This is a genomic window from Anatilimnocola aggregata, assembly GCF_007747655.1.
Lineage (GTDB): Bacteria > Planctomycetota > Planctomycetia > Pirellulales > Pirellulaceae > Anatilimnocola > Anatilimnocola aggregata.
The window spans coordinates 4157684-4182586 of sequence record NZ_CP036274.1; the positions used below are offsets into that span (position 1 = coordinate 4157684).

A 24903-nucleotide genomic window follows, 5' to 3' on the forward strand; every position below is an offset into this window, starting at 1 on the left:
CGCGACGCTTCCAAATTCACCACGCTGGGAGAAATTTAGCCACCCATTGAACAATGAGCACAACGAACAGGGCGATAAACACGCCTTGCGCGACAGTGGTCAGGTTCCAGGGTCGGTGGCCACGCCCTACACGCAATAATTGCGCCAGGCGATAAGGAATCTGAAAGAGAACCACGGGAAACAGCAACACGCCAGCTGGATTGAAGTGCCAGGCTGCCAGCAGTTGCCCGTGCGCGAGCGAAATGAATGACCGCGTCAGCCCACAGCCCGGACAATCGAGCCCCGTAGCACGACGAAAATAGCAGAGTTCCGGAAGTGAGAACCAGGTGCCAGGCAGGCGAACCTCGTGCACTTCGTGCACCTTCATTGTGGCCGCCAATACGATGACCAACACCGAACCAGCCAGCAGCCATAAATGAATTGCCCCGTCGAAGCGACGAACTTCGCCCTCCGTAGCTTGAGCGGGCACCGATTCATCGGGCGCGGCTTCATCGGTGATGATAGCAACCATGGCAGGTCGGGCAGTCGAAGAACTGGCGGCAGTCATCATCAGCTTATGGCGTGGCCGCCGGCTTTGCGGCCCGCTGCCTGGCCAGAGCTTGTTCGAATAATTCAAGCTGCCGGCGAATCTGCCCCGAATGAGGCTGCAACTTCACGGCCTGCGACTGCTGCTTCACCGCATTCTCAAAGTCACCTTTGGCATAGTAACAGCGGCCCAGGGTATCCCAGTAACCACCTTCATCGGGGCGGACTTCCAGCGACCGCTGGCTGCACTTCAGGGCCTCGTCGAAATCTCCCTGCGTATTGCTCACCAGCCAGGCAAGTTGATTGCAGGCAATGGCCAATTGCAGATTGAACTGTGCTCGCATCTGTTCGTTCTGCGCTTCCTGCGCATTCTCGCGCGACTCGGCAACCTGATCGCGAAAATCTTTGGCCGAAGCTTCGATCTGGTCGATGACTTCTTTCCGCTCGTCGGCCGTCAGGTTCGGCAGGCGAAACTGCCCAATCAGCACATCGGCATCGGTCGGGTCGGACTCAATCGCCTTGGCCAGTTCGGCTTTTTCTTTCGCATGGTCCTTCTGCTCGTGATAATGCCGCGAGAAGAAATAATGCATCCGTGAGCGAACTGCTTCGGGGTCTCGCCGGGCACGAATGGCCATATCGCGGGCTACTTCTCCCTTGGCATCGTCCCCTTCGGGATACATCAGTTCGATGGCGGGCTTGAGCGATTCTGCCGCGGCCAGTTCTTGCCCCTGATCGTGCAATTGTTCCGAAAGTTGAAAGCGGGCCTTAAAGTCGGCAACGGATCCGGGAGCGGCCGTCTTCATGACGACGCGATATTCCTGCTCTGCAAAATCGAACAAGCCTCGGTCGCCGAGCAAGGCTGCGACTCGCAGATGCTCTTCCAGGTTGTCTTTACGCAGTTCGAGTGCCGTTTGCGCCATCTCGGCAGCCTTCTTCGCGGCAGCTTTATCGTTTTTGCCGAGCGCCAGAAAAGCTTGAGCGCGCAGATAGAGGAGCAGCGCATCGTCGGCAACGATATGCGGGAACCGATCGCCGACATCGATCACCACTTGCCAGGCCTGGCGATGAACCAGCCAATCGACAATCTCGGTGACTTGCGCTGGGTCGCCATCGAGCAGGTCGATGGTTTGCCGCATCAGGGCGATCGCTTCCTGATCGCGATTCAACTGCTGCAGCAGTTTGATCTGCCACCGATACAAATCGCGCACCAGTTGCCGACTGGTCAACGCGGGCTGAAGCGCGAGCAGTTCCTGCTCTTTCTCAATCGTGACTTGCCACTCGGCCACGCTGGCGGCGGGATCGCGGAGCGTATCGCAATAGGTTTGCAGCCATTGTATTGCGGGACGTTTGCTTGCCCCGATGCCGGCGGCAATGGTCGTGGCCGTTTGTGCGCGCAGGTCACCCTTTGTCGGTTCGGGGCGATGCAGAACTAAAATCGCGGCATGCTTCGACAGAATCGGATTCACTTCGTACCGCGCGAGTCGGCAGAGAGCCGTGAGGCTGGGCAGATCTTCCATGTTGCCGAGACGATCCATTCGGCTGCGGCGCTCTTCGTCCGATTGTTCGCCATACGACTTCAGCAGGCGGGCCACTTCGGGAGGATCGGTTTCGTCGTACCAACGCACCGACATGCCGCGAACCAAAAATCGGGCCCGCATTTGCACTTCGAGCACGGGGTGATATTGCGCGGCTACCAGCGCATCGAACGCTTCGAGCCCCATCCGGCTCAGCCGAGCCTGCGCCAACTGACGAATGGCGAAATCGTCGTCACCCAGTTGCTCGACCAGGGCGGCAACTTTCGGGTCGATATCGCCCGCCCCCCGCTTTTCCGGCGGATCGGCAGCTGGCAGCAACGCACACCAGGCAGGCCCGAAAAACAACCAGCCCAATAACAACAGCCCCACGAAACTGCTGGCTGTTTTCGATTGATGATTCATCAGCGTGTGCCCTTCTCGCGCCTGATCCGTGAGCCTCTACCGACAGTGTAGTTTAATTCCTACCCGCCCATCTTCCTGATTCATCCCAGAATAACCCAGCTTGCTCGACTGCGGCAAGCGCGATTACCCCGTAGACGAGTCATTCCATGACTCGCTGGGCCTCGGTCACGGAATGACCCAGCTACGGATAAAGCGGCCCGTGCGGGACGAAGACAAGTCCGCTCTTACTTCCCGTTGGCGTCATCCATCGGAAGTGGCACTTGCTCGGGGCCCATTAGATAAGCGAGTAGTTGCTGAACCTGGTCGGTCGAGAGATTTTGCAGCAGGCCGTCGGGCATCATGGAGACGGGCGAGACTTTTCGCTCCTCGATTTCATCGGCCGGGACAACGATCTTTTCGTTGACCGTTTGGACGGTGATGGCGGTTTTCGATTCCTCCACAATCAGCCCGGTGATGATTCGTCCGCTAGTCGTGGCAATCACTTGCATCTGGTAATCCTTATTCACCGCAGCGCTCGGATCGATGAGCGTATTCAGCAGGTAATCGAGATTCGTCCGCTGCGAGCCGGTGATATCGGGACCGATCTTGCCCCCGGCATCAAAGAATCGATGGCAGTTCGCGCAGGTCTTTTGAAAGAGGACGCGGCCCGCGGCGCGATCGGCGCGGGCAATCGCGTCGGGAGTGACTCGCCGCTTGATGTTCGCGACCAGCAGTTGCTTATCGGCTGGCGACTCGCGCAATTCTCCCCAGACCGCTTTCACGCGGGCAGTGAGCTCGGCATGATCGAGGCTGAAGAGTTGCCGAGCGGTGTAGGCGGTCACATCGCTGCGGGCAATCTTGTTCGCTTCTAACGCATCGACCAGCTTCATGGCCCAGGCGCTGCGCGCGGCCAATGTTTGCAGCGCATCTTGCCGGGCCGCGCTGGGGAGCGAGTTGTAGTTATTCAGAATGATTGTCGGCGTTTCCGGATTCTCATATTCGGCGAGTCCGCGCAGCGCTACCCGCGCGACAGCTGGATCGGCAGCTAATTTGAGCAAGAGAAAATCGACATTCGCAGCCTTCTTTGCGACGAGCGCTTGCAGCGCTCGATTGCGGACGGCGGGAATTACTTTCTCGTCGGCAGCTTGAGTTTTAAGGAGTTCAAGCGCCGTGGGATCATCGAAAATCAGCGCCAATTGCAGGGCTTGTTCAAGCAAGCGGTCATCGCGGCGTTCCTTCAAGCTGACAAACGTTGCAGGCCACGATTCCGGCATCGGCACACTGCGACGACCTTCGAGCCCGGTAATGATGCCGGTGAGAAACTCCTGCTGCGTCTCTCCTTTGGTGCCGCCGAGCAGTTTAATCGCCGCTGCTAACTCATCCTTCGCCGCTGGAATGCCGGCGATGCGTCGGCCAATGAAGCGGGCCACGAGTGGCAACTCCGTTGTGCCCGCAAGTGACACAAAGCGCGCAGCATCTTCGTTCACCAGCGGCTCGATCGCATACCAGATCATCAGCGGCAGGTTTTCATCGTCGGCGTCTTCGCTTCGCTGTAACAATCGTTCGGCAATCGTCCACCGCTGCTCGGGCTTCAAGCGCTGCAAGCAACTGGCAATATGCAATCGCACGAGGGGTGAAACATCGTGCGCGGCCAGCATGGAGAAGCGATCGAGGGCAGCAGCTGGAGGATCGCGATCTTCGCACAGCAGCCGCACCGCCCAGGCGCGAATGTATTCGTTTTCATTCCCTAATTGTTCGATCAGCAAGGCATCGTTCAATTCGCCGATCACTTGAAGTGCCCACAGTGCGCGGAGCTTCTTCGGCACTTCGATCTGTTCGCTGTACATTGCCCTCAGTTGCTGGGCGACGTCGGTCATGTCTTGTCCCGCCGCCATTCGTTCTTGCAGCAGTCGCCGCGCATGTTGCACGTGCCAGTCGTTGCGATGCAATTGCTTCTCGACCAGCTCTTTGTTGCTCAGCTTCGCGAAGTCGACGGCACCCGTTTGGGGCTGGCCATACGAAATCTTGTAGATGCGGCCCGTCTCGCGTCGTGTATTCTTCACGCTATGGCATTCGCCCGTATCCGACCAATCGCTGGCGAAGACCGAGCCATCGGGGCCGTAGCGTAGCGTCACGCCCATGTACCAAGGGTCTTTCGAGCGCATCAGGTCGTCGCCATGCGCAGCGAGATAACCCGAGCCTGAACGGCGGAGCAGGTCGTTGTTGATGCGACGGCCGTGAATGTTGTTCGTAAAGAGGGTGTTGCGATATTTGTCGGGCCAGTTGTCGCCCAGATAAACCATCGTGCCGCAGTGGGCATGTCCGCCTCCCGCTTTGTCTTCAGCAGCGGAACCAAGACCATCGCGCACGTTGCCGGCCCCGACAAAGTGCAAATGGTCGGCAATGGTATCTATTCGCTGATAAGCGTATTGGCTCGACTCGCGATTGCGCCACGGTTCGTAATGCGCGCCATAGATGACGTGAAACAAGTGTGGATTGACGCAATTGCAGATGAACGATTCGCCGAAGTCGTTCCAATCGATGCCCCAAGGGTTGGTCGTGCCGTCAGCGTACGGTTCCCACTCGTGCGTGATGGGATGATAGCGATAGACGCCGCCATCGAAACGTACTCGCTCTTCCTTCGGAGTACCCGGTTTGCCGAGGAGCGACCAATTTGTGCGGCCGTGAGTGCCGTACAGCCAGCCATCGGGGCCCCACGAAAAACCATTGGCCAGGTTGTGCGAATTGGCGTGATTGCCAAACCCATCGAGCAGCACTTGCGGCGCGCCGTCAGGCTGGTCGTCGCCATCGCGGTCGGGAATGAAGTAGAGGTTCGGTGGCGACATCACCCACGCGCCGCCAAAGCCCACTTCGATCCCGGTCACATAGTTCAGCTGATCGTAGAAGATGGTGCGCTTGTCGAAGCGGCCGTCGTTGTCGGTATCTTCGAAGATGAGAATTCGATCGCCCGGTTTCGTGCCGTGATGCGGATAGTTGTAAGCCTCGGCGACCCATAGCCGGCCACGATCGTCGATACAGAAACCGATGGGCTGTTGCACGTCCGGTTCGCCAGCGAACAGCGTGACTTGAAAACCAGCAGGGACCACCATTGTCCGCGCGGCCTCGAGCGGCGGCAGAGGTTCGTCGACTTCGAGCTCGCGTGGCGGATTGGCAGCGGGCTGCTGCGCCTGCATGACGGTGCCACTACTGAAGAGGGCGAGCGCCAGCAGCGGCACGAGCAGGCCGATGGATAGCAACCTCAGCCGGGCAGGAATCAACTTGTTCGACATTACAGCTCTCGCGGCTCGCTTGCACACATGAATCGACGAGCTTGAATAATCGCCCACAGAATTGTGCCTGACAAGGCACACAGCTTGCACTTCGTGAAAGCCAGACCTTTTGATTCCCCAGCAGATAACACCTTCAGGTGCGCAATCATGACTGCCTCAACTCAGAAATCGGTGCACAATAACAATGCTACGGGCCACGAAACTCACGGCGATATCGACAGGCTGGCGGAGCTGATCAGCGATATTCGCGTGGCCATGCTCACCACGTTCCCGAGTGGCGGCAAGCCGCACGCGCGCCCCATGTACACGCAAGAAATCGAGGCAGAAGATTTCGATGGCACCCTCTGGTTTATGACCGATGCGGAGTCGCTCAAGATTGCCGAGCTGGCAGCGAACCCCGCCGTGCTCATTACTTATGCGGCTCCGAGCAAGAACCGCTATGTCGTGGTGACTGGCACCGCCCACAGCGAACACAATCCCGAGAAAGCGCACGAGCTTTGGAATATTCACGCCAAGGGCTGGTATCCCAATGGGCCCGACGACCCCTCGCTAGCGCTCATTCGCGTGCAAGTCGCCTCGGCCGAATACTGGGACGGCCCCTCGAACACTTCTTATCTGCTCAATCTGCTGACCGCCGTGGTGACCGGTACCCGCGTAAGCACCACGGGGAAGCATGGGACGTTGGGGTGATTTCTTCCGAGCTGCTTTTGACCAGAGACTGAAATCGTTGATAGAATTCAGTTAGGCTTCGATGCTATTTTACGGCTTCTCCCTGCTTGAACAAAGTAATGATTCAGGTCAACCTTTCGCCTGATCGGGAAGCAGTGCTTGCGGAAGCTGCTGCGGAGACGGGCTCGGATGTTTCCGAGTATATCTGGCAGGCTGTGCAGGCAAGAATTGCCGAGCGCAACGCATTGCTCGCGCCAGGAGATCAACGATCTCGCGAACACCGGAAAAGAGAGTATCGCGCATTTATTGAACAACAGACCTCGCACAACCCGAACTTCGACGATAGTCGAGATAGTATCTACGACTAATGCGAGTCTCGCTCGACACAAATATTTAGCTCCGCCTTGCAGAGACTGGGCATCCTCAACACACGCTTGCTGATACAGCAGTGGAAATGCTATTGGATGCCGGATACGAGCTAGTCGTTGTGCCGCAAAACTTTTATGAGTATTGGTCAGTGGTGACTCGTCCTGCAGTTCAAAACGGCTTCGGGTTGTCGGTAGCAGAGGCAACCTCGAAGATTCAATCGTTCCAGTATCACTTTCGATTTCTTCGGGACGAACACGCCATTTTCGAATTCTGGTACCCACTCGTAAACTCGCTCGAAGTAAAAGGCAAGCAAGCCCACGATGCTCGGCTGGCTGCGGCGATGCAACGTCACGCCGCGACGCATTTGCTGACATTCAATGGTGCAGATTTCAAGTGATTTCCTTTCATTCAAGTCATAGAGCCGAGTGCGCTGCTGCTCATTCCGCCCGCGAATTGACCGCCGCGTTCCCCACCTTGGCGTCTAATCACAGCCAGCCGATAATCGCGCAGCCGTTTTGTCTCACGATTATCTGGAGTCTTTCGATGAAAAGTTTGCTTTGCGCGTTTGCGCTGCTCGCCTTCGCCACTAACTTCGCTGCCGCTGCGGAGCCGCAGCTGGCGCACATGGTCTTCTTCACCTTGGCCAGCGATACGCCCGAGAATCAGCAAAAGTTGATCGACGGCGCTGAAAAGTATCTCTCGAACCACGAAGGAGTTGTTTACTTTTCGGTCGGTGCCTTGGCCAAGGATCTCGACCGCGAAGTGAACGATAAGGGCTTTCAGGTCGCCCTGCACATCGTCTTCGTGAACAAGGCCGCGTATGAAAAGTACGCTCCCCATCCGCGGCACAATAAGTTCATCGAAGAGAACAAGGCCCTGTGGAGCAAGGTCCGAGTCTTCGATTCGTACGTGAAGACAGCGAAATAAGTCGTTCAGCTGTCCATGCGGTGAGCGTCTAACCACAAAAGAGGGGTGTTCAACAATCGAACTAATTGTTGAACAAGCTGATTGAAAATAGGCGACTTTGGCGACTAATCCCAGCTCAGCGTGGACGCACTCTGATACTCCGTGACGCGGGTCTCGAAGAAGTTCTTTTCCTTCGAGAGGTCGATCGTTTCGCTCATCCACGGGAATGGGTTCGAGCTGCCGTACTGTGTGGCCAGGCCGATGCGTTCGAGGCGACGGTCGGCGATGAACTGCACATAGTCGCGGAACAGGTCGGCATTGAGGCCGAGAATGCCGCGGGGGAGCACGTCGCGAGCGTAAGCAATTTCCAGTTCAACCGCCTGGCGCACGCGGGCGATCATGGCTGCCTGAAACTCGGGCGTCCAGAGGTGTGGGTTCTCGTTGCGGATGCCGTTGATCAGGTCGATGCCGAAGTTGAGATGGATCGTCTCATCGCGCAGGATGTACTGAAACTGCTCGCCGATGCCGGTCATCAAGTTGCGGCGATGGAACGACAGGACCATCACAAAGCCGGTGTAGAAGAAGATCCCTTCCATGATCAGGTAGTAGCCGATCAAGTTCTTCAAAAAGGCCTGCGCGCCTTCAAACGTATCGGTGGTGAAGTTCGGGTCGAGGATTTCGGCCGTCAACTCCATTTCCATGTCGTCTTTATCAGCGATCGCGGGAACCTCGTGATACATGTTGAAGACCTCGCCTTCGTTCAGGCCGAGGCTTTCGACAACGTACAGAAACGTGTGAGAGTGTACCGCTTCTTCGAACGCCTGACGCAACAAGTACTGCCGGCATTCGGCATTGGTGACGTGGCGAAATATCGCAAGAACCAAGTTATTGCCGACCAGGCTTTCGGCCGTTGCAAAAAAGCCGAGATTCCGCAGGATTACCCGCCGCTCATCTTCGGTCAGTTTGCTGCCGCGCCAAGTTTCGATGTCTTTATTCATCGGCACTTCGGTGGGCATCCAATGGTTCGCGCACGCATTGACGTAGTGCTCCCAGGCCCAGCGATACTTCAGCGGCATCAGCTGATTCACGTCGACCTGGTGACAGCTGATGAGTCGCTTTTCGCTGGCCTCAATCCGCTTATTGGCGGCATTAGCCATCGAAGACAAAGAATCCATTTTCAAAGGAGAAACGGTGGACATGAGTATTTCTTTCGTTGGGTTGTAATTGTCTGTTTCATCGCCCCCGAGCCTGAGATCGGGGGTTTATTAGCTTTTGCACTAGTTGATGCCAGAGGCCTCGTCAGTTAGTGCAGAAGCCGTTGAACCCCCGCCGCAGGGGCGGGGGCGGAAGATTCGCGAGATGCTACTGGCACGCTTCGCAAGTTGGGTCGGTGATGAGGCACTGCTTGGGGCCTGTGTCGGCGGTGAGTTCCCCCTCGCGGCGAACTTCGACGTCGCTCGAGGCGCTGCGGTTTTTCATCCACTTGGGCTGGATGCCGAAGCGATTCACGTCCACCGTCGATTTTTCCACTTGGGTTGCCGCCAGAGTGCGCAGGTAGTAAGTCGTCTTCAAACCCTTCGACCAGGCGAGCAGGTACATATCGTGCAACTTGCGGCCGCTCGGTTCGGCCAGATACAAGTTGAGCGACTGCCCTTGATCGATCCACTTCTGTCGCCGGGCAGCGCACTCGATGAGCCACTTGGGATCGATTTCGAACGACGTGAGAAACCGGCTGCGAAGATCGACGGGAATCCGGCCGATGTTCTGCAGCGAACCATCGTAGTACTTAATCTCTTCCAGCATCTGGGCGTCCCACAGGCCGCGGCGTTTCAGTTCTGCGACGAGGACTTCGTTCACCTGCGTGAACTCGCCCGAGAGATTGCTCTTCACATACAGCAGCTTGTACTCAGGCTCAATCGACTGAGTGACGCCGATGATCGTCGAGATCGTCGCCGTGGGAGCAATTGCCAGCACATTGCTGTTGCGCATGCCGTGCCTGGCAATCGCCTCGCGTACCGGCTGCCAATCGAGCGAGCAGTTGCGGTCGACGAGCACCGGGTCGCGGCGCTCTTGCTCGAGCACATCGACCGTGTCGATTGGCAGCAAGCCGCGGTCCCACTTCGAGCCGACATAGGTCGGATACTGACCACGTTCCGCGGCCAGCTGAGCTGAGGCCGATAGCGCGTAGTAGGAAATGGCTTCCATACTTTCGTCGGCAAAGGCAACCGCTGCTTCGCTGGCATAGCTGATGCCCAGCGCGTGCAGCGCGTCTTGAAAGCCCATGATGCCAAGCCCAATAGGCCGGTGTCGCAGGTTCGAAGTTCGCGCCTCGGGCGTCGGATAATAGTTGATGTCGATGACGTTATCGAGCATTCGCACCGCGGTGCTCACGGTCGTCTTCAATTTTTCCAGATCGAGCTTGCCGTCCTTAATATGGTTCCCAAGATTCACGGAACCCAAATTGCAGACCGCAGTCTCGGTTTCCGAAGTGTTGAGCAGGATTTCGGTGCAGAGATTACTGCTGTGTACCACGCCCGCGTGATCCTGCGGCGAACGGATGTTCGATGGATCCTTGAACGTGATCCACGGATGTCCGGTTTCGAACAGTCGCGTCAGCATCTTGCGCCACAAGTCAGCGGCGGGAATGCGGCGGAAGAGTTGCACGTCGCCAGCATCCGCCATTCGTTCGTACTCTTCGTAACGCTCTTCGAACGCGCGGCCAAACAAGTCGTGCAGATCGCTGACTTCATCCGGGCTGAAGAGGGTCCATTCGGCGTTCTGCTTGACCCGCTTAAGGAACAAGTCGGGAATCCAGTTGGCCGTGTGCATGTCGTGCGTACGCCGACGATCGTCACCGGTGTTCTTGCGGAGGTCGAGAAACTCTTCGATATCGAGATGCCACGTCTCGAGGTACGAACAAACGGCTCCCTTGCGCTTGCCACCTTGATTCACAGCGACAGCTGCATCGTTGACGACTTTCAAAAATGGAATCACGCCCTGGCTGCGGCCATTGGTTCCCTTAATGTGGGAATTCGTCGCCCGCACATTGGTCCAATCGTTCCCCAGTCCACCAGCCCACTTCGAGAGCAACGCATTATCCGAAACGGCCTTGAAAATGTGAGCCAGGTCATCGCTCACGGTGCTCAGATAGCACGAACTGAGCTGTGGGTGCGGAGTCCCCGAGTTAAACAGCGTCGGCGTGGCCGAAGTAAAGCTGAACGTCGACAGCGCTTCATAGAACTGAATTGCACGTTCTTCACGCGCATCTTCCTTGAGCGCGAGGCCCATTGCCACGCGCATCCAGAAGTATTGCGGCGTTTCAATCCGGCGACCGTCGATATGCAGCAGATAGCGGTCGTAAATCGCTTGCACACCGAGGTAGCGGAACTGGCCATCGCGCTCCGGCTTCATCGCCGCGGCGAGCTTAGTCAGATTCAGTTCGCGCAGTTCATTCGACAAGCGGCCGGCGCGAATCCCATCGATGATATAGTGCTCGAATTGATTCTCGTGGACGCGCTGCAGGTTCTTTGCGTCGGGTGTTTCGCCGAACGCTTCGCGATAAATGACGTTGAGTGTCAGCCGCGAGGCCACAATATCGAAGGCCGGGTCGCGTTCAATCCGCGAACGCGAGGCGAGTATCTGAGCGCGATAGATTTCGTCGACCGAAATGCCATCGAACACGCTACGAATCACTTCTTCCAGTAGTTCGTCGACGTTGACCACGTCTTCCAAGCCGCGGGCTGCTTCGGCCAGTCGCTTGCGAGCGCGACGTTGATCGAAAGGAACGCGCGAGCCGTCTTCGAGCACAACATGTACGGTGGTCGTCGGGATGTTTGCTTCATCCGCCAGAGGCACATCGCTGCGCAAGGCGCGAATCTTGGCATGTTCCGCGCGGTAGATGATGTAAGTGCGCGCTACGCGATAATGCCCGCGCGACATCAGTCCCATTTCGACAAGGTCTTGAATCCGTTCGACATCCACGCCGTTCGGCTGGCTGGCGAGTGGGCCGACGTCGTCGGCGACGGATTGCGCAACGGCCGCAATTTCGTGCATCAAGTCGGTATCGAGAGGCTGACCATCGGCCAGTCGCAACTCGGCGCGGAACGCATTGGCGATCGCGTTTTGAATACGACCAAGATCAAACGTCGTGACGCGGGCATCGCGTTTCCGTACCAGCCATTCGTGCGGGGCAAGCAACATCTCGCAAGACTCCTGTGGGCGTATCCGTCCGATACGCATGTGCGGGGCCACGCCGAGGCGACGCGAGAAGCGGAAGATCGAGGTGCGTTGCCGTAGCCTGCGCATGACCAAGCGGCGACAGAAGTGCCGATGAGTCGTGAGTGCGCGCGGGCATTCGCAAGGCCGGCTTTCGCCAGCTGTCCTCGACCGACCTTCCCCGAGAAGGTAACGGCGGATGAGCGTGCACGGCCTGACAGTAACCGGCTGTCATGGGTAAAGCCGCTGCTCAGTCGCTGGCAGGTCTTCGGACTTGTGGACAAACGGGCAAGGCGAACCTCGACCGAACCTACTGGCCATCGCTTCCCAAGGTCGTGCGCGAAGATGTAGGCAGTCCATGCTCCGGGGCAAAATCTCAGTGCTGTTGATGGCGGTCGTTTCCACTTACCGCTGCGGGGCAGTCCCGGTTTTTCACCGGCGTTCCCTCTTTTCGAGGCTCTGAGCGTTCAGAGCCAACCAGCAACGAGGCCCATGATATCGTGCTACCAGAGTCCGTCAACCACAACGTATAGATTTTATGAAGTTGCCGGGTAGGACGTCGGGAGAACTTGCCCAGTGTGAAAAGTCTTCCGGAAAAAGTTGGTTCAGCGGCCTCGCACCGTTAGAATCAGCGGCGCGTGCGTATCCCAGATCGGTTCGTCCAAGCGAGTTCACCATGCGTTGGCAAAGTGATTGGTCGGCGTCCCTGGCCGTTGTTGTGGCGGTTTCATTATTGACTGGCTGCGGGCAGCAGTTGCCCAATCCTGACCAGCGCTCAGCGGCGGCTACAGCAGAGACGGTAGATGACGAAGCACGGGAAGTGGACGAGAGCCCGGCACGAGCGATAGCACAACCTGCGGTGAAACTCACTTCGTTTAACGCAGCCTCGTCCGACGCCAACTGGTCTAGCTTTCGCGGACCGAGCGGTATGGGCACGACCGCAGCCAAGGGCTTGCCGCTGACTTGGAGTAAGGACGAAAACATCGCTTGGAAGGTCGAAATGCCCGGCCCGGGAGCATCGAGCCCGATCGTCTTCGGCGACCGAATCTACATAACATGCTATTCAGGCTTCTTCGTCCCCGGCGAGAAAGGGGACAAGGCAAATCTTAAGCGTCACCTGCTCGCGCTGAAAAAGAGTGATGGGAGTTTGATCTGGGAGCAGAAGGTTGCCGCCAAACTGCCCGAAGAAGACAGCATTCGCGATCACGGTTTCGCCGCCAGCACACCTGCTGCCGATGCCGACCACGTTTATGTCTTCTTTGGCAAGACAGGAGTAATTGCCTTCACTCACGATGGCAAGGAAGTCTGGCGGGCTGATGTTGGCAGCAAGACCAACAAGTGGGGCTCGTCGTCATCGCCGGTTCTTTACAAAGACCTCGTATTCGTGAATGCGAGCGTCGAGAGCGAAACGCTTTACGCCCTTGATCGAAAGACGGGCGAAGTGAAGTGGCAGCAGAAAAAAATCCGCGAGTCGTGGAATACTCCAGTGCTGGTGATAGCAGATTCTGGCCGCCAGGAATTAATTGTGTCGGTGCAGGGCAAAGTGCTGGCGTTCAATCCCGAGACCGGTGAACCGCTGTGGAATTGCGACACTGACATCGGTTGGTACATGGTGCCGAGCGTCGTCGCTGCTGATGGAATTGTTTACTGCCTCGGTGGTCGTTCGGGCAACGCCGCCCTCGCAGTGAAGGCCGGTGGCAGTGGCGATGTGACCGATACTCATCGCTTGTGGACGAGCATCAAAGGCTCGAATGTGACGTCCCCCGTTTACCTCGATAAGCACCTGTATTGGATGCACGAGCAGCGGGGCGTGGCTTATTGTGCGAAGGTCGAAACAGGAGAGGTAACTTACGAAGAACGACTCGAACGAGCCGGGCAGGTCTATGCTTCGGCATTGCTGGCTGAAGGGCGCGTGTATTATCTGACTCGCGAGGGTAAAACGTTCGTGCTCGAAGCCAATCCGCAGTTCAAGCAGTTGGCGGTAAACGACCTGAATGACCGAAGCGTATTCAACGCCAGTCCCGCCGTCGATGGTTCGCGGCTGCTGATTCGGAGCAACAAGTTTCTGTATTGTGTGGGTAAGTGATTTGGTCATTACGTAGGGAGAAATGGGGCTGTCATGCGAATCGGGATCATTGCGCTGTTGCAGGAGTCGAACACCTTCATTGCGCAGCCCACGACGCTGAAGCATTTTGAGCAGGATTTGCTCGTCACCGGCGAAGAGGTTCGCACGCGCCTCGCTGGTTCGCAGCACGAAGTGGGGGGCATGTTTCACGTGCTCGACGATGCGGGCGTGGAAGTGGTTCCCATTTTCGCCGCCCGGGCTCTTCCTTTTGCCTGCATCGAGAAGGCCGCGGCCGAAGAACTGCTGCAGCGAATGTTCACTGCCTACGAAGCGTGCGGTCCACTCGATGGGCTGCTCGTCGCCCCCCACGGAGCCACAGTCAGCGAACCGTGGCCCGACTTCGACGGTCATTGGCTGAGTGAACTTCGCCGCTTATCGCGCCCCGAACTGCCGATCATCGGTACTCTCGACCCGCACGGCAATCTCTCGCCGAAAATGGTCGCGGCCTGCAACGCGCTCATCGCATATCGCACGAATCCCCATCTCGATCAGCGGGCGCGGGGCATCGATGCTGCCCGGCTGATGATTCGCACTGCCAAAGGTGACTTGCAGCCGACAATGGCCGCTGCGTTTCCGCCTCTTGCGATCAATATCGAACGGCAATGTACGCACGACGAGCCGTGCCATTCGTTATATAAGCTGGCTGATGAGCAATTGAACGACGACCAGGTGCTTACTAACAGCATCATGCTGGGCTTCCCCTATGCCGACGTCGAAGAAATGGGCTCCGCGATGCTTGTCGTGACGAACAACAATCGCCCCCTCGCTCAGCATTTGGCCAACCAGTTGGCCGGATATTTGTGGCAACATCGGCAGGATTTCGAAGGGCACTTGATCAGCATCAATCAGGCACTTGATCAGGCCGTGCACATGCCGGGACCGGTTTGTCTGCTCGATATGGGCGACAACGTCGGTGGGGGCTCACCCGCCGATGGGACGTTACTCGCGCAGGCCATCAACGACCGGGCGATTCCCGATTCGTTCGTCTGTCTTTACGATCCGGCGGCCGTGCAGGCCTGCGTGGCTGCTGGCGTCGGTGGCAAGTTGTCGGTCGCGATGGGAGGCAACACCGATTCGTTGCATGGTGCGCCGCTGGTCGCCGAAGTTGAAGTTCTTGGCATCTACGACGGCAAGTTCGAAGAAACGCAAGCGCGCCACGGCGGCTTTACCAAGATGGATCAAGGCGCAACGGCGGTTGTTCGCACCTCGCGCGGGCTGACGTGCATGCTCACGACGCGCCGCGTGCCGCCGTTCAGTCTCAAACAGATTACGACCTTCGGCATCGAGCCAACCAAGTACAAGCTGCTAGTGGCCAAGGGCGTGAACGCGCCGCTGGCCGCCTACAAGGAAGTCTGCAAGAGCTTTATCAAGGTCAACACGCCGGGCTGCACGTCAGCGGATCTGAATTCATTTCACTACGACCATCGTCGCCGACCGCTTTATCCACTCGAACGAGATTTTGAGTGGTCGCCGGTTTGACCTACTCGTCGGTTGCTGTGGGCAGTTTGATGGTCACGTCTTGCGCGCTGAGGCCGGCGAGACGCTGTGCGGGATGGAGCAGGGCGTTGTCGAGAGCTTTGCGAGCTCGTCGCAGCACCGCTTGCAGGTCATCGGAATTGCTCGCTTCGGCCACACCAATGGCAACCGAGACCCGCGTCACGCCGGCACGTTTCGGAAGTGGATAACGGGCCACAGCCGATTGTATGCGCTGAGCAATGGCAAGGGCATCGGTCCCCTGAATGCCTGGCAAGAGGAGCGAAAACGTGTTGTCCTCAAGTCGCGAAATCTGATCGAGGTCGCGCAGATTGGCTTTAAAGATCTGGGCTGCCACGCGTACCGCGATCGAGCCAGCTGAGACGCCGTGTTCGGTACGAATTCGCTCCAGCCCATCAAGTTGCACTAGCAACAGCGACAGCTTGGTTTTCGGCAATTTCTTCAAGATCGAGAGACGCTCGATCATGCAATCGAAAAATGCTGGGCGACTGGAGACTTGCGCGGCGGGATCATCTTCCGCGATCTCTTCGGCCGCGGGTTCGTAGAGCCATTCGTCGCCGACAACCGGTTTGCCGGTTTTGGCCGGAGTCGTCGGGGCGCGGGTGCTTTCGAGCTTAACCGCGTGATTGGCAAAGCCATCGTTGAAGTGGGCACAATTGCGCCCTGCGTGCTTCGAAGCATAGAGCGCTTCATCGGCGCGCTTCACCAGCGAGACGTCCGTCTCGCCGATCATCAGTTCGGCCAGGCCGGCGCTAGCGGTCACTCGCAGTTCGCGACCTTCGTAGCGAAAGCGGGCCGAGGCAATCGCCAGCCGTGCTTTTTCGGCTATTTCGCGCGCCGCGCCGAACGTGGAGCCGGGAAATACGATGGCGAACTCTTCGCCGCCGTAGCGGGCCACGAGATTTGACTCCGCCGTTGACTGCCGCAGCACGCGCGCCACGCTGCGGAGGATTTCGTCGCCGGCCTGATGGCCATGTGTATCGTTGAACTTCTTGAAATGGTCGACATCGATAATCATCACCGACAACGGGCGACCACGTTGCTGATAGTCGTCCACACCGCGCCGCAATTCGTCCTCGAGCGCGCGGCGATTGGCGACCTGCGTCAGCGGATCGGTGCGGGCTTCGACAGCATGTGATTCAATTTGCCGGGCCTGCGACTTCAACCGGTCTTCAGCAGCTTGCAGTTGCTGCTTCATGTGCTCGTTAACGTCAATCAACTTGTTGACGGTCAGCAGCACGTCTTGTTCATCGGGTTTATCAAGCGAGGCGAGCTCGTCGCTGATTTCCTCTACCTTATGCGAATGCTCATCGACCTGCTGAGCAACTCGACCGGCCAATTCTCGTAGTTTGCCCAGCGTTTCTTTCGCTGCTTGCTGAGTGCCGGCCTCTTCTTCGTGAATGGCAAACGCCGCGCGCAGCCGCCAGCCCGTGAACGCCAGAGCGGACACGAGTGTGATGACGACCGCGGCGATGACAATCCAGAGGACCATCGGCAAGGAACTTGGATAACGAGTAAACGGACGATCGCTGGCTTGGAATAGCCTGCAATTTCTCCATTTAGAGCTACGTTGCGGGCAGCAACTGTCAAACCGAGGTAGGGGGAATCAGCCCACCAGTCGGCGTGTTCGCGACAAAGTTGTTGGCAATCAATCACGTAACGGCGAAGTTTGCCGTAGGGAGCGAAAGTGGCACCCGTGGATTTGATCCTTCATGGCATCCTATTCATTACGACCGACACTGCCCCAATTGCAGGCAACGGCTGCAGATTAGTTACGATTGCCGCAGGTGGAACCCGCAGGGAGCTACATTGCCTGCTCGCTCAAGTTGGCTTCGTATCTTGTTTCTAATGCTCGCGAGGGTTCTATTAAGTCAACGCGATTCGGCAACTGCGGGAGGGTTGTTCACGTCGCGATTTACAACACAGTTGAGTTCACCACACGATACGGGAGTTTACGATGAAAAAGTTGGCAGGATTGGCCCTGGGATGCGCTGCTTGGCTCGCAGGAACTGTGGCTTTAGCAGAAGTTAAGACAGAGGTTGTCCTCAGCGGGTTGAGCAATCCCTGCGGCGTGGCAATTCAGCCCGAAACCGGACACGTGTTCGTGTCGGATAGCGGTACCGGCAAAGTGATTCGCGTCGTCAACGGCAAGGCCGAAGATGTGATCGTCGGCTCGCCGAAGGACATCTACGGCAAGGGCCCGATGTACGATATCGGACCATTGGGATTGATCTTCCTCGATAAGAACACACTGGTTGTGGGCGACGGTGGCTTCAAGGATGGCGAAGAGTATGTCCGCGTTTACAACGTTCCCGAAGCCGGCAAGGCCCCGCTTGATTTCGAGAAAGACGCCAAGGAAAAAATCGGCCCCCTGGCAGCTGATGGCGAAATCAAGGGAGAAGGCAATCTCTACGGCTTGGCCGCCACTCCGACCGCCATCTACGTTACGTGCAACGGCGACGATACCAAGGGTTGGGTCGCGAAGATCGAACGCAACGGCACCAAGTTCGGCAAACTCGAACGCTCGATTGCCACTAAGGAACAAGTGGAAGTCGACGCTCCCGTTGCGATCACTATTAATGCCGAAGGGCAGATTGTGGTTGGCCAAATGGGCGAAATCAACAAGCCCAAAGATGGTCTGCTGACGTTCTACTCGGCGAAGACCGGCAAGAAGCTGTTGAACCTGGAGACGGGCCTGTTCGATATCACGGGCCTCGGCTACGCCCCGAAGACCGGCCTGCTATACGCGACCGACTTCGCTTGGATGGAGCCTGCGGAAGGTGGCCTGTTTCGCTTGGATCGCGAGAGCAAGGGTGGCACGCAAAGCGTGAAGGCCACCAAAATCGCCAAGCTCGATAAGCCCACCTCCCTGGTCTTCGCCGACGATGGCAGCGTTTATGTCACGGTCATCGGCACTGCCAAAGAAGGCGAAACCGGCAAAGCAGGAGCCCTGCTGAAGCTGTCAGGATTGTAAACGATCCCGAATTGTTTTCTCGCTCCAGACTTTGGGGAGAGATGTTTCGGATGACGGGCTCAGCTGCCGGTAGTGTCGGTCATCGCAATTGAGTTTCACCAAGAAGTGAACTTTGAACGGGGAGCCCAGTCTCCCCGTTTTTCGTATCTGGCTCTTATGGATTGCGTAGAATGCACAAGGAGGTGTTTCATGCCGAAGAAAACTCAGCCGGCTGGCGAAGTCTTTACCGAGCGGGTCGAAGTTTCAGGACACATCATCGATAGTCTGATTCTTCCCAAGATTCTCGATTGCATTACCGCTGCGGGTGGGGCATTCAAGATCGACCGGATCACGGTTGGCCAAGCGCGCAAAGACCCGAGCTACGCGCTATTGGAAGTGAGCGCACCGAGCGAACAACGATTGCAAGAGATTCTGGCTGTGATTGCCGATCACGGCGCAGTTACCGTTGCCGGCGCTGATTGCCGACTCGTCGCGGCCGATATGGACGGCGTATTTCCCGAGGGGTTTTACAGCAGTACCAATCAGCGCACCGAAGTGCGCCTGGGTGGGCAGTGGATCGATGTCGATTTGCAAGAAATGGATTGCGGCGTCGTCGTCGATCCGCAATCGAAAACAGCGGCGTGTCGCGCGATGACCGAAGTGAGGCGTGGCGAACTTTACATCGTCGGTCATGCCGGCACTCGGGTGCACCCGCCCGAACGGCAGCAGCAACAGCATGGCTTTGAATTCATGAACAGTCCGGTTTCAACCGAGAAGCCCAAAGGAGTGGCCATTCGGCAGGTCGCAATCGAACTGGTGCGAACCAAACAGCAAGGCGGTAAGTCGCTGCTGGTCGGTGGTCCGGCCATCGTGCATACCGGTAGCGTCGAACACGTCTGCGAACTTATTCGCCGGGGCTATATTCACCGCCTCTTTGCGGGCAATGCCCTAGCCACTCACGACATTGAGCAGTCCCTTTTCGGCACCAGCTTGGGCGTGCGGCTCGATTGTGGCGACATTGTCGAAGCGGGGCACGAGCATCACTTGCGGGCGATCAATCGCGTGCGCCGCTGGGGTGGCATCAAACCAGCGGTAGAAATGGGAGAGCTAAAGAGCGGCATCATGTACGAATGTGTCAAGTACGACGTGCCGTTCCTACTCGCCGGCAGCATTCGAGACGATGGCCCGCTGACGGATGTCGTTACTGATGCGCTCGAAGCGCAGCGAATCATGCGCGAGCAAGTTCGCGATGTGTCGTTTTGCCTGATGGTCGCCACGACATTGCACTCGATAGCGGTTGGAAATTTGCTGCCAGCTTGGGTGAAGGTCGTTTGCGTTGATATTAACCCTTCGACCGTCATCAAGCTTGGTGATCGCGGCTCGTTTCAGACGGTCGGCCTGGTAACCGATGTCGAGCCGTTCTTCCGCTCGCTCGTGGCCGAGGTCGACCGCCTGGAAAAGTCAGCATCGTGATTCCGTTGAATTCTTACCATCGAACTCGCACCTCTCATCATGAAACGTGTCGAACATATTCTGGAAACTTGTCTCTGCGTCGATGACCTGCATGCAGCGCGGCGGTTCTATACCGAAGTGCTGGGGCTAGAAGTTGCCGCAGAACAAAACGAACGGCACCTCTTTTTCCGAGTGGGGAATCGCATGCTGCTGCTGTTCGATCCTAAAGAGAGTAGCAAGCCGCTGGGCACTATTCCTCCGCACGGCACTCACGGGGCCAGTCACGTTTGCTTTGGCGTGCGTGAGGCAGAACTGGCCATTTGGCACGAGCAACTATTGAGCGCGGGAGTAGTCATTGAAAGTGTCCACGATTGGCCCCAAGGGGGACGTTCGATCTATTTCCGCGATCCCGCCGGCAACAGCCTGGAATTCGCCACGCCGCGAATTTGGGGCATTCGCGAGGACACGCTTGCGAGGGACTAATTCGGCTGGGCACCTTTAGCATTCCAGTGCTGTAATTCCCCTGCAAACGAACTACACTACTCGTAGTTCCCACCCTGCCCCCTCCCACCTTGGTTTGGTGCGCCTCTCGCTCTCTGGCACCGCCCTTTTTTTGCCAACTGTCATCTCATGAGAACACACATCATTGTTCCCCTCGTCGTGCTGTGTACCTGCTTTGCTGCAGCTGCGAATGAGCCCGCCGCATCGCGCTACTTTCTGATTGGCAACTCGCTAACTTGGGACACAGTTCCGTCGCTTCTGTCGGGCGATACGCAGTGGCATGTCGACTGTGGCGTGAACTTGCCGTTCATTCATGCCAATTCTGCTCATCCTTGTGTGAAGACCTCCACGCTCTGGCCAAACGCGCTGCGCGATAAACAATACGACGTCGTCTCGGTGCAGCCGCACTACGGTTCGACGTTGGCACAGGATGTCGAAACAATCTCCGCTTGGATGAAGCTGCAGCCCCAGGCGGTATTCGTCATTCACTCCGGTTGGGCGAAACACGCGCAACGAGCGGACGAATTCGCCAGTTACACAACACCCGATCTGATGGTTCACAGCCCGGCATATCTTCGCGCACTCATTGCCGAACTGCAGCGGCTACATCCTGACCGCGAGATTCGCCAGACATTCGCGCAAAACTTACTAGCCAAGATTGCCGCCGACGTTGATGCCAAACAGGCTCCCTTCAGCAAGCTCGAAGAACTCTATCGCGACGAAATTCATCTCACACACGACGCTGGCAAATACCTGATGCACAATGCCATGCGCAAAGCACTCGGCCAGCCCGCATCGGCTGCGGGTTTCGACAAGATCGATCCCAAGGTGAAGACGTATTTGGATGGCGTGCTCGCACTGCTCGATACCACACCCTCAGATAAAGCGTTGCTGACAGAGATTTTGTCGAGTGCAGCTAAGGTGGATCGCGCCGCGCTAGTCGCCAAATTGTCTGACAAGGACTTACAGCGCAAGCTGACGACTCTGCTGCCGAACATCGAGCGGGCCGCCGAAGTGCGCCAAAGCACACTGAAATTAGAAGCCGAGATCAAAGAGATTGGTGGCAAGCTAATCTGCACCCCTAGTGGTCCGGAGTGGCTGTATCTCGCCACCGGCGACAGCGGAATGGAGATCTTCGAGACCCCCGCAGCGATTGACCTCTACAACGGCAATAACCCGCTTAAGGGAAAGGGTGGACGGAACGAGTTAGTGACCGATGCCTGGCTTGAGCGACTCTCGGGACTTGCTTCACTGCGTAAACTCGACCTGGCCAATTGTGCCGTGCAGGGAGATGGGTTGCGATTCGTTGGCACACTGAGCGGCCTCCGCGAACTCAACTTGACTTTGACACCGGTGAACGACGACGGCTTGAAACATCTCGCTGGTCTGACGGAGTTGCGCACGTTGGGACTGGCTTCGACCAAGTGCACTGGTACCGGTTTTGTCCATCTCAAGTCGTTGAACAAACTAGAGAACGTGAACTTCCATTTCACTCCCCTGAACGATGCTGGCTTGCGAGCGATCTCGCAGGTTCCCATTTCCGGCCGCTTGTGGTTTGCCCACACGCACTTTACCGATGAAGGAGCCGCCAGTCTGGCCGCCCTCACGCAACTCAAGCGTTGCGGCATTGGCAGCATGGAGAAAGCCAGTTCGGGGGAAGCAGTGGCTGCGCTAGTCAAACTCCCACTTGAAGACCTCTCTTTGCTCGACAATCAGGCCACGCCGCGGGGACTGGAACATGCGGCGAAGATTGCCACTCTCCGCCGACTCGATGCTTCGCATGCACCCACCGTCGGTGATGATTCGTTGAAGCTGCTGGCTCAACTGCCGCAACTCGAAGAACTTAAGCTCGGCAATGCTCAAATTACCGATGAGGGGTTGCAGGCGTTGGCGTCGATAAAGTCGCTGAAGAAACTGTTCCTCAGTGGCTTAAAGAAAGTCACCCCTGCCGGCTTCGAGCGTTTACGTCAGGCTCGTGCCGATTTGGTGATTGAAGCCAAGTAGATGCAGGTCACTTCGGTCGGTTGTCGATTCAACTTTGCCAGATGAAGACAATGGTATGGTACGAAAAACAGGCACATTCACCTTGCTGCTGATCGCGCTAATCGGCAACTGTTTCGCGGCCAACACGTGGGCTATTGAACCTGCGGGTTACGAGCAGCAGGTTCTGCCGTTTTTTCAGAAGTACTGTCTTCGCTGCCATAACGACAAAGAGCAGCAGGGTGAGTTTCGTCTCGACACTTTGTCGCGCGACTTCACCGTTGAAGACAAGGCACAGCGCTGGGGCGAGGTTGTCTTCCGGATGAACTCGGCAGAAATGCCGCCGAGAAATGAGCTGCAGCCGCAGGCAGAGGAACTAGGCAAGGTGGTCGATTGGCTCGCTGCACGCTTAAAAGAAGGAGAAGCAGCGCGGATGGCCAAGCGCGGGCCGGTTTCGCATTATCGACTGAGCCGCGAAGAGTATGGCAACACAGTTTATGATCTGCTCGGAGTTTACTACGACGTCAATCTGCCGGGTGCATTTAACGAAGATCCTCGCTGGCACGGTTTCGAACGTATCGGTTCCATGCTGTCTCTGTCGCCTTCGCATGTCGATCGCTATTTCAAGGCAGCTGAGATTGTGTTGGATCGGGCCTTTCCAGCGCAGCCTCCCAAAATCGCCAAAGGTCGACGCGATGCCAACGAAGGTCGAGAAAGTTGGCTGGCAGAGCGAGGAATCACGGGCCGCGTACGCTGGCCGTTGTGGCCGGAAAAAGGGATCGGTGCCATTACCACCAGTGTGCCGGGGACGTATCGCATTCGGATGCAACTGAGCGGCCTGCAGCCGCCTAACGGCAGAACACCGCACCTGTCGCTCTGGCATCAGCAGCTGAAGCGTTCGGTATTCGATCAAGACATTCTCGCGCCTGAGGATAAGCCGGTCATTCTGGATTTTGAACTCGATTTGTCGCCAGGCAGCTTAAGCATCGTGAATGAAGTTCCCCGGGCATTCACCGATGTCGGCAATCACACGCTCAACGTGCTCAATGGCGGGGGAAGCGTTTTTACAAGCTCGCGCGAGACGAGGCATCTGAATCCTACCGGCTACAAGCTGTTCGACGATCAAGGACAGGCTCTCTATCCGTTGTTGCTGCTGGATTGGGTCGAATGGGAAGGACCGCTGACCAGCGAGGCTGATCTGCAGAAACGCGAGGGGCTGATTCCTGCTACTCAACTCGAAGCTCGCGAAGGTTTGCGCAAACTTGCGACGCGCGCGTGGCGGCGACCAGTCGCCGATGCGGAACTTGATCGCTATTTAAAGGTTGTCGATGACGAATTGGCCGCGGGCGAGAAGTTTCCCATCGCCTATCGGGCAGCCATGGTCGGTGTTCTCACGTCTAAGAATTTCTACTACTTGGAAGAAGGCTCGCCGGAACAGCGTCGCGACAAGGTGAATGACTGGGAGCTTGCCTCGCGATTGTCGTATTTCATTTGGGGATCGATGCCCGACGAAGAAATGTTTGCCGCGGCACGGTCTGGTCAATTGCACCAGCCCGAGGTGCTGCGTGGACAATTAGCTCGACTACTTGCTGACCCGAAGAGCGAACGCTTTGCCGAGTCCTTCCCGCGGCAGTGGTTGCAATTGCACCGGGTGGGCATATTTCCGCCCGATCCCCGTCTGTTTCCCGACTACGATAACTGGCTGCAGACGAGCATGGTTCTCGAAACGACTCACTTCTTTGGTGAAGTGCTGAACAAGAACCTGTCGCTCGCTGAGTTTTTGGATTCCGACTGGACGATGGTCAATCCGCGTCTGGCACTCCACTACAAATTGCCTCCGCTACATGAATCGGGCATGCAGCGCGTCGCGCTCAGGCCGGAGGATCATCGCGGTGGCCTGCTAACTCAAGCTGCAGTGCTGATGCTCACTTCCGACGGCACGCGGCACCGGCCCGTGCATCGCGGTGTGTGGGTTTCGGAAGCGATCTTCGGCCGCACACCTCCCCCGCCGCCGCCGAATGTCGAACCGTTGGCACCAACTCCCAGCAATCAAACCAAGGCAACAATCCGCATGCAGCTGGATGCTCATGCCACACACGCAACGTGTGCCTCGTGCCACCAAAAAATCGACCCGCTCGGTTTTGCCTTTGAGAACTTCGATGCCATCGGCCAGTGGCGAACCGAGGAAGTTGTGCCGGCGGGCAAGGGAGCCAATCCCCCTGTGAATGCTACTGGTAAGTTACCTGGTGGCCGCTCTTTCAACGGTGCCGCAGAATTCAAGCAACTGCTCAAGCAAGATATTGATCCATTCGCAGAGGCCTTTGTCGAACAGTTGGCGACCTTTGCGCTCCGCCGCGTGATGACCATCGACGATCGGGCGCAGCTCAAGCTGATCGCGGCGAACAGCAAGAAAGACGACTATCGCCTGCGAGCCGTGATTGAAAACTTCGTGACGTCCGACTTGTTTCAGAAGCGGTAAAGCAGCAACTTCAATCCACAGCTTGTAGA

The 24903-nt window shown here is 57.2% G+C and carries 17 protein-coding genes and 1 riboswitch; of the genes, 11 read left to right on the forward strand and 6 right to left on the reverse strand.

What is annotated here, in order from left to right:
• Positions 1 to 16: 16 nt before the first annotated feature.
• The 3 genes from ETAA8_RS15785 to ETAA8_RS15795 form a co-directional block, all read right to left on the reverse strand.
• Complete coding sequence (locus tag ETAA8_RS15785; RefSeq protein ID WP_202921864.1) at positions 17 to 511, reverse strand: DUF2752 domain-containing protein; 495 nt, start codon at positions 509 to 511, stop codon at positions 17 to 19.
• Between the two features lie 43 nt (positions 512 to 554).
• Complete coding sequence (locus ETAA8_RS15790; protein WP_145090072.1) at positions 555 to 2462, reverse strand: tetratricopeptide repeat protein; 1908 nt, start codon at positions 2460 to 2462, stop codon at positions 555 to 557.
• A gap of 224 nt (positions 2463 to 2686) precedes the next feature.
• A complete protein-coding gene (locus ETAA8_RS15795; protein WP_145090075.1) occupies positions 2687 to 5731 on the reverse strand; it encodes a PVC-type heme-binding CxxCH protein in 3045 nt (1014 codons plus the stop codon).
• 147 nt (positions 5732 to 5878) lie between these two features.
• Here ETAA8_RS15795 and ETAA8_RS15800 point away from each other — a divergent pair, with 147 nt between their 5' ends.
• The 4 genes from ETAA8_RS15800 to ETAA8_RS15815 all read left to right on the forward strand — a co-directional run bounded on the left by ETAA8_RS15800 (position 5879) and on the right by ETAA8_RS15815 (position 7696).
• Positions 5879 to 6421, forward strand: coding sequence for a pyridoxamine 5'-phosphate oxidase family protein (locus tag ETAA8_RS15800; protein WP_145090078.1), 543 nt, complete (start codon positions 5879 to 5881; stop codon positions 6419 to 6421).
• Positions 6422 to 6519: 98 nt separating this feature from the next.
• Positions 6520 to 6768, forward strand: a complete 249-nt coding sequence (locus ETAA8_RS15805) for a hypothetical protein (protein WP_145090081.1) — start codon at positions 6520 to 6522, stop codon at positions 6766 to 6768.
• 86 nt (positions 6769 to 6854) lie between these two features.
• On the forward strand, positions 6855 to 7166 hold the full coding sequence (locus ETAA8_RS15810) for a type II toxin-antitoxin system VapC family toxin (protein WP_145090084.1): 312 nt from the start codon (positions 6855 to 6857) through the stop codon (positions 7164 to 7166).
• 146 nt (positions 7167 to 7312) lie between these two features.
• Positions 7313 to 7696: a Dabb family protein gene (locus tag ETAA8_RS15815; protein ID WP_145090087.1), complete on the forward strand. Its 384-nt coding sequence runs from the start codon at positions 7313 to 7315 to the stop codon at positions 7694 to 7696.
• 104 nt (positions 7697 to 7800) lie between these two features.
• Here the strand turns inward: ETAA8_RS15815 and ETAA8_RS15820 are convergent, their stop codons facing one another.
• Complete coding sequence (locus tag ETAA8_RS15820) at positions 7801 to 8874, reverse strand: ribonucleotide-diphosphate reductase subunit beta (RefSeq protein WP_238397780.1); 1074 nt, start codon at positions 8872 to 8874, stop codon at positions 7801 to 7803.
• Between the two features lie 163 nt (positions 8875 to 9037).
• Positions 9038 to 11875, reverse strand: coding sequence for a ribonucleoside-diphosphate reductase subunit alpha (locus ETAA8_RS15825; protein ID WP_145090089.1), 2838 nt, complete (start codon positions 11873 to 11875; stop codon positions 9038 to 9040).
• A gap of 257 nt (positions 11876 to 12132) precedes the next feature.
• Positions 12133 to 12387: riboswitch (cobalamin riboswitch) on the reverse strand.
• Between the two features lie 179 nt (positions 12388 to 12566).
• Between ETAA8_RS15825 and ETAA8_RS15830 the strand changes: the two genes are divergently transcribed.
• Both ETAA8_RS15830 and ETAA8_RS15835 read left to right on the forward strand, forming a co-directional pair.
• Entirely contained in the window at positions 12567 to 13976 is a 1410-nt protein-coding gene (locus tag ETAA8_RS15830) for a PQQ-binding-like beta-propeller repeat protein (RefSeq protein ID WP_145090092.1), read from the forward strand.
• A 33-nt stretch (positions 13977 to 14009) separates the two neighbouring features.
• Positions 14010 to 15494, forward strand: coding sequence for a M81 family metallopeptidase (locus tag ETAA8_RS15835; protein ID WP_145090095.1), 1485 nt, complete (start codon positions 14010 to 14012; stop codon positions 15492 to 15494).
• A gap of 1 nt (position 15495) precedes the next feature.
• Here the strand turns inward: ETAA8_RS15835 and ETAA8_RS15840 are convergent, their stop codons facing one another.
• Positions 15496 to 17001 (reverse strand): GGDEF domain-containing protein, encoded by a 1506-nt coding sequence (locus tag ETAA8_RS15840; protein WP_145090099.1) that lies wholly within the window; start codon positions 16999 to 17001, stop codon positions 15496 to 15498.
• A gap of 465 nt (positions 17002 to 17466) precedes the next feature.
• Between ETAA8_RS15840 and ETAA8_RS15845 the strand changes: the two genes are divergently transcribed.
• From ETAA8_RS15845 to ETAA8_RS15865, 5 genes are all read left to right on the forward strand, one after another.
• Positions 17467 to 18483: a hypothetical protein gene (locus ETAA8_RS15845; RefSeq protein ID WP_145090102.1), complete on the forward strand. Its 1017-nt coding sequence runs from the start codon at positions 17467 to 17469 to the stop codon at positions 18481 to 18483.
• 189 nt (positions 18484 to 18672) lie between these two features.
• On the forward strand, positions 18673 to 19935 hold the full coding sequence (locus ETAA8_RS15850) for an ornithine cyclodeaminase (protein WP_145090105.1): 1263 nt from the start codon (positions 18673 to 18675) through the stop codon (positions 19933 to 19935).
• 39 nt (positions 19936 to 19974) lie between these two features.
• The gene (locus ETAA8_RS15855; protein ID WP_145090109.1) at positions 19975 to 20397 is read left to right on the forward strand and encodes a VOC family protein; all 423 of its coding nucleotides are present in this window, start codon (positions 19975 to 19977) and stop codon (positions 20395 to 20397) included.
• A gap of 147 nt (positions 20398 to 20544) precedes the next feature.
• Positions 20545 to 22419: a leucine-rich repeat domain-containing protein gene (locus tag ETAA8_RS15860; RefSeq protein ID WP_145090111.1), complete on the forward strand. Its 1875-nt coding sequence runs from the start codon at positions 20545 to 20547 to the stop codon at positions 22417 to 22419.
• Between the two features lie 55 nt (positions 22420 to 22474).
• Positions 22475 to 24874, forward strand: a complete 2400-nt coding sequence (locus tag ETAA8_RS15865) for a DUF1592 domain-containing protein (RefSeq protein WP_145090114.1) — start codon at positions 22475 to 22477, stop codon at positions 24872 to 24874.
• The last annotated feature ends 29 nt before the right edge of the window (positions 24875 to 24903 follow it).

Coding starts and splice junctions, on each gene's coding strand:
- ETAA8_RS15785 (WP_202921864.1), bottom strand. CDS start 511: ATGGTTGCTATCATCACCGATGAAGCCGCGCCCGATGAATCGGTGCCC.
- ETAA8_RS15790 (WP_145090072.1), bottom strand. CDS start 2,462: ATGAATCATCAATCGAAAACAGCCAGCAGTTTCGTGGGGCTGTTGTTA.
- ETAA8_RS15795 (WP_145090075.1), bottom strand. CDS start 5,731: ATGTCGAACAAGTTGATTCCTGCCCGGCTGAGGTTGCTATCCATCGGC.
- ETAA8_RS15800 (WP_145090078.1), top strand. CDS start 5,879: ATGACTGCCTCAACTCAGAAATCGGTGCACAATAACAATGCTACGGGC.
- ETAA8_RS15805 (WP_145090081.1), top strand. CDS start 6,520: ATGATTCAGGTCAACCTTTCGCCTGATCGGGAAGCAGTGCTTGCGGAA.
- ETAA8_RS15810 (WP_145090084.1), top strand. CDS start 6,855: ATGCTATTGGATGCCGGATACGAGCTAGTCGTTGTGCCGCAAAACTTT.
- ETAA8_RS15815 (WP_145090087.1), top strand. CDS start 7,313: ATGAAAAGTTTGCTTTGCGCGTTTGCGCTGCTCGCCTTCGCCACTAAC.
- ETAA8_RS15820 (WP_238397780.1), bottom strand. CDS start 8,874: ATGTCCACCGTTTCTCCTTTGAAAATGGATTCTTTGTCTTCGATGGCT.
- ETAA8_RS15825 (WP_145090089.1), bottom strand. CDS start 11,875: ATGTTGCTTGCCCCGCACGAATGGCTGGTACGGAAACGCGATGCCCGC.
- ETAA8_RS15830 (WP_145090092.1), top strand. CDS start 12,567: ATGCGTTGGCAAAGTGATTGGTCGGCGTCCCTGGCCGTTGTTGTGGCG.
- ETAA8_RS15835 (WP_145090095.1), top strand. CDS start 14,010: ATGCGAATCGGGATCATTGCGCTGTTGCAGGAGTCGAACACCTTCATT.
- ETAA8_RS15840 (WP_145090099.1), bottom strand. CDS start 17,001: ATGGTCCTCTGGATTGTCATCGCCGCGGTCGTCATCACACTCGTGTCC.
- ETAA8_RS15845 (WP_145090102.1), top strand. CDS start 17,467: ATGAAAAAGTTGGCAGGATTGGCCCTGGGATGCGCTGCTTGGCTCGCA.
- ETAA8_RS15850 (WP_145090105.1), top strand. CDS start 18,673: ATGCCGAAGAAAACTCAGCCGGCTGGCGAAGTCTTTACCGAGCGGGTC.
- ETAA8_RS15855 (WP_145090109.1), top strand. CDS start 19,975: ATGAAACGTGTCGAACATATTCTGGAAACTTGTCTCTGCGTCGATGAC.
- ETAA8_RS15860 (WP_145090111.1), top strand. CDS start 20,545: ATGAGAACACACATCATTGTTCCCCTCGTCGTGCTGTGTACCTGCTTT.
- ETAA8_RS15865 (WP_145090114.1), top strand. CDS start 22,475: ATGGTACGAAAAACAGGCACATTCACCTTGCTGCTGATCGCGCTAATC.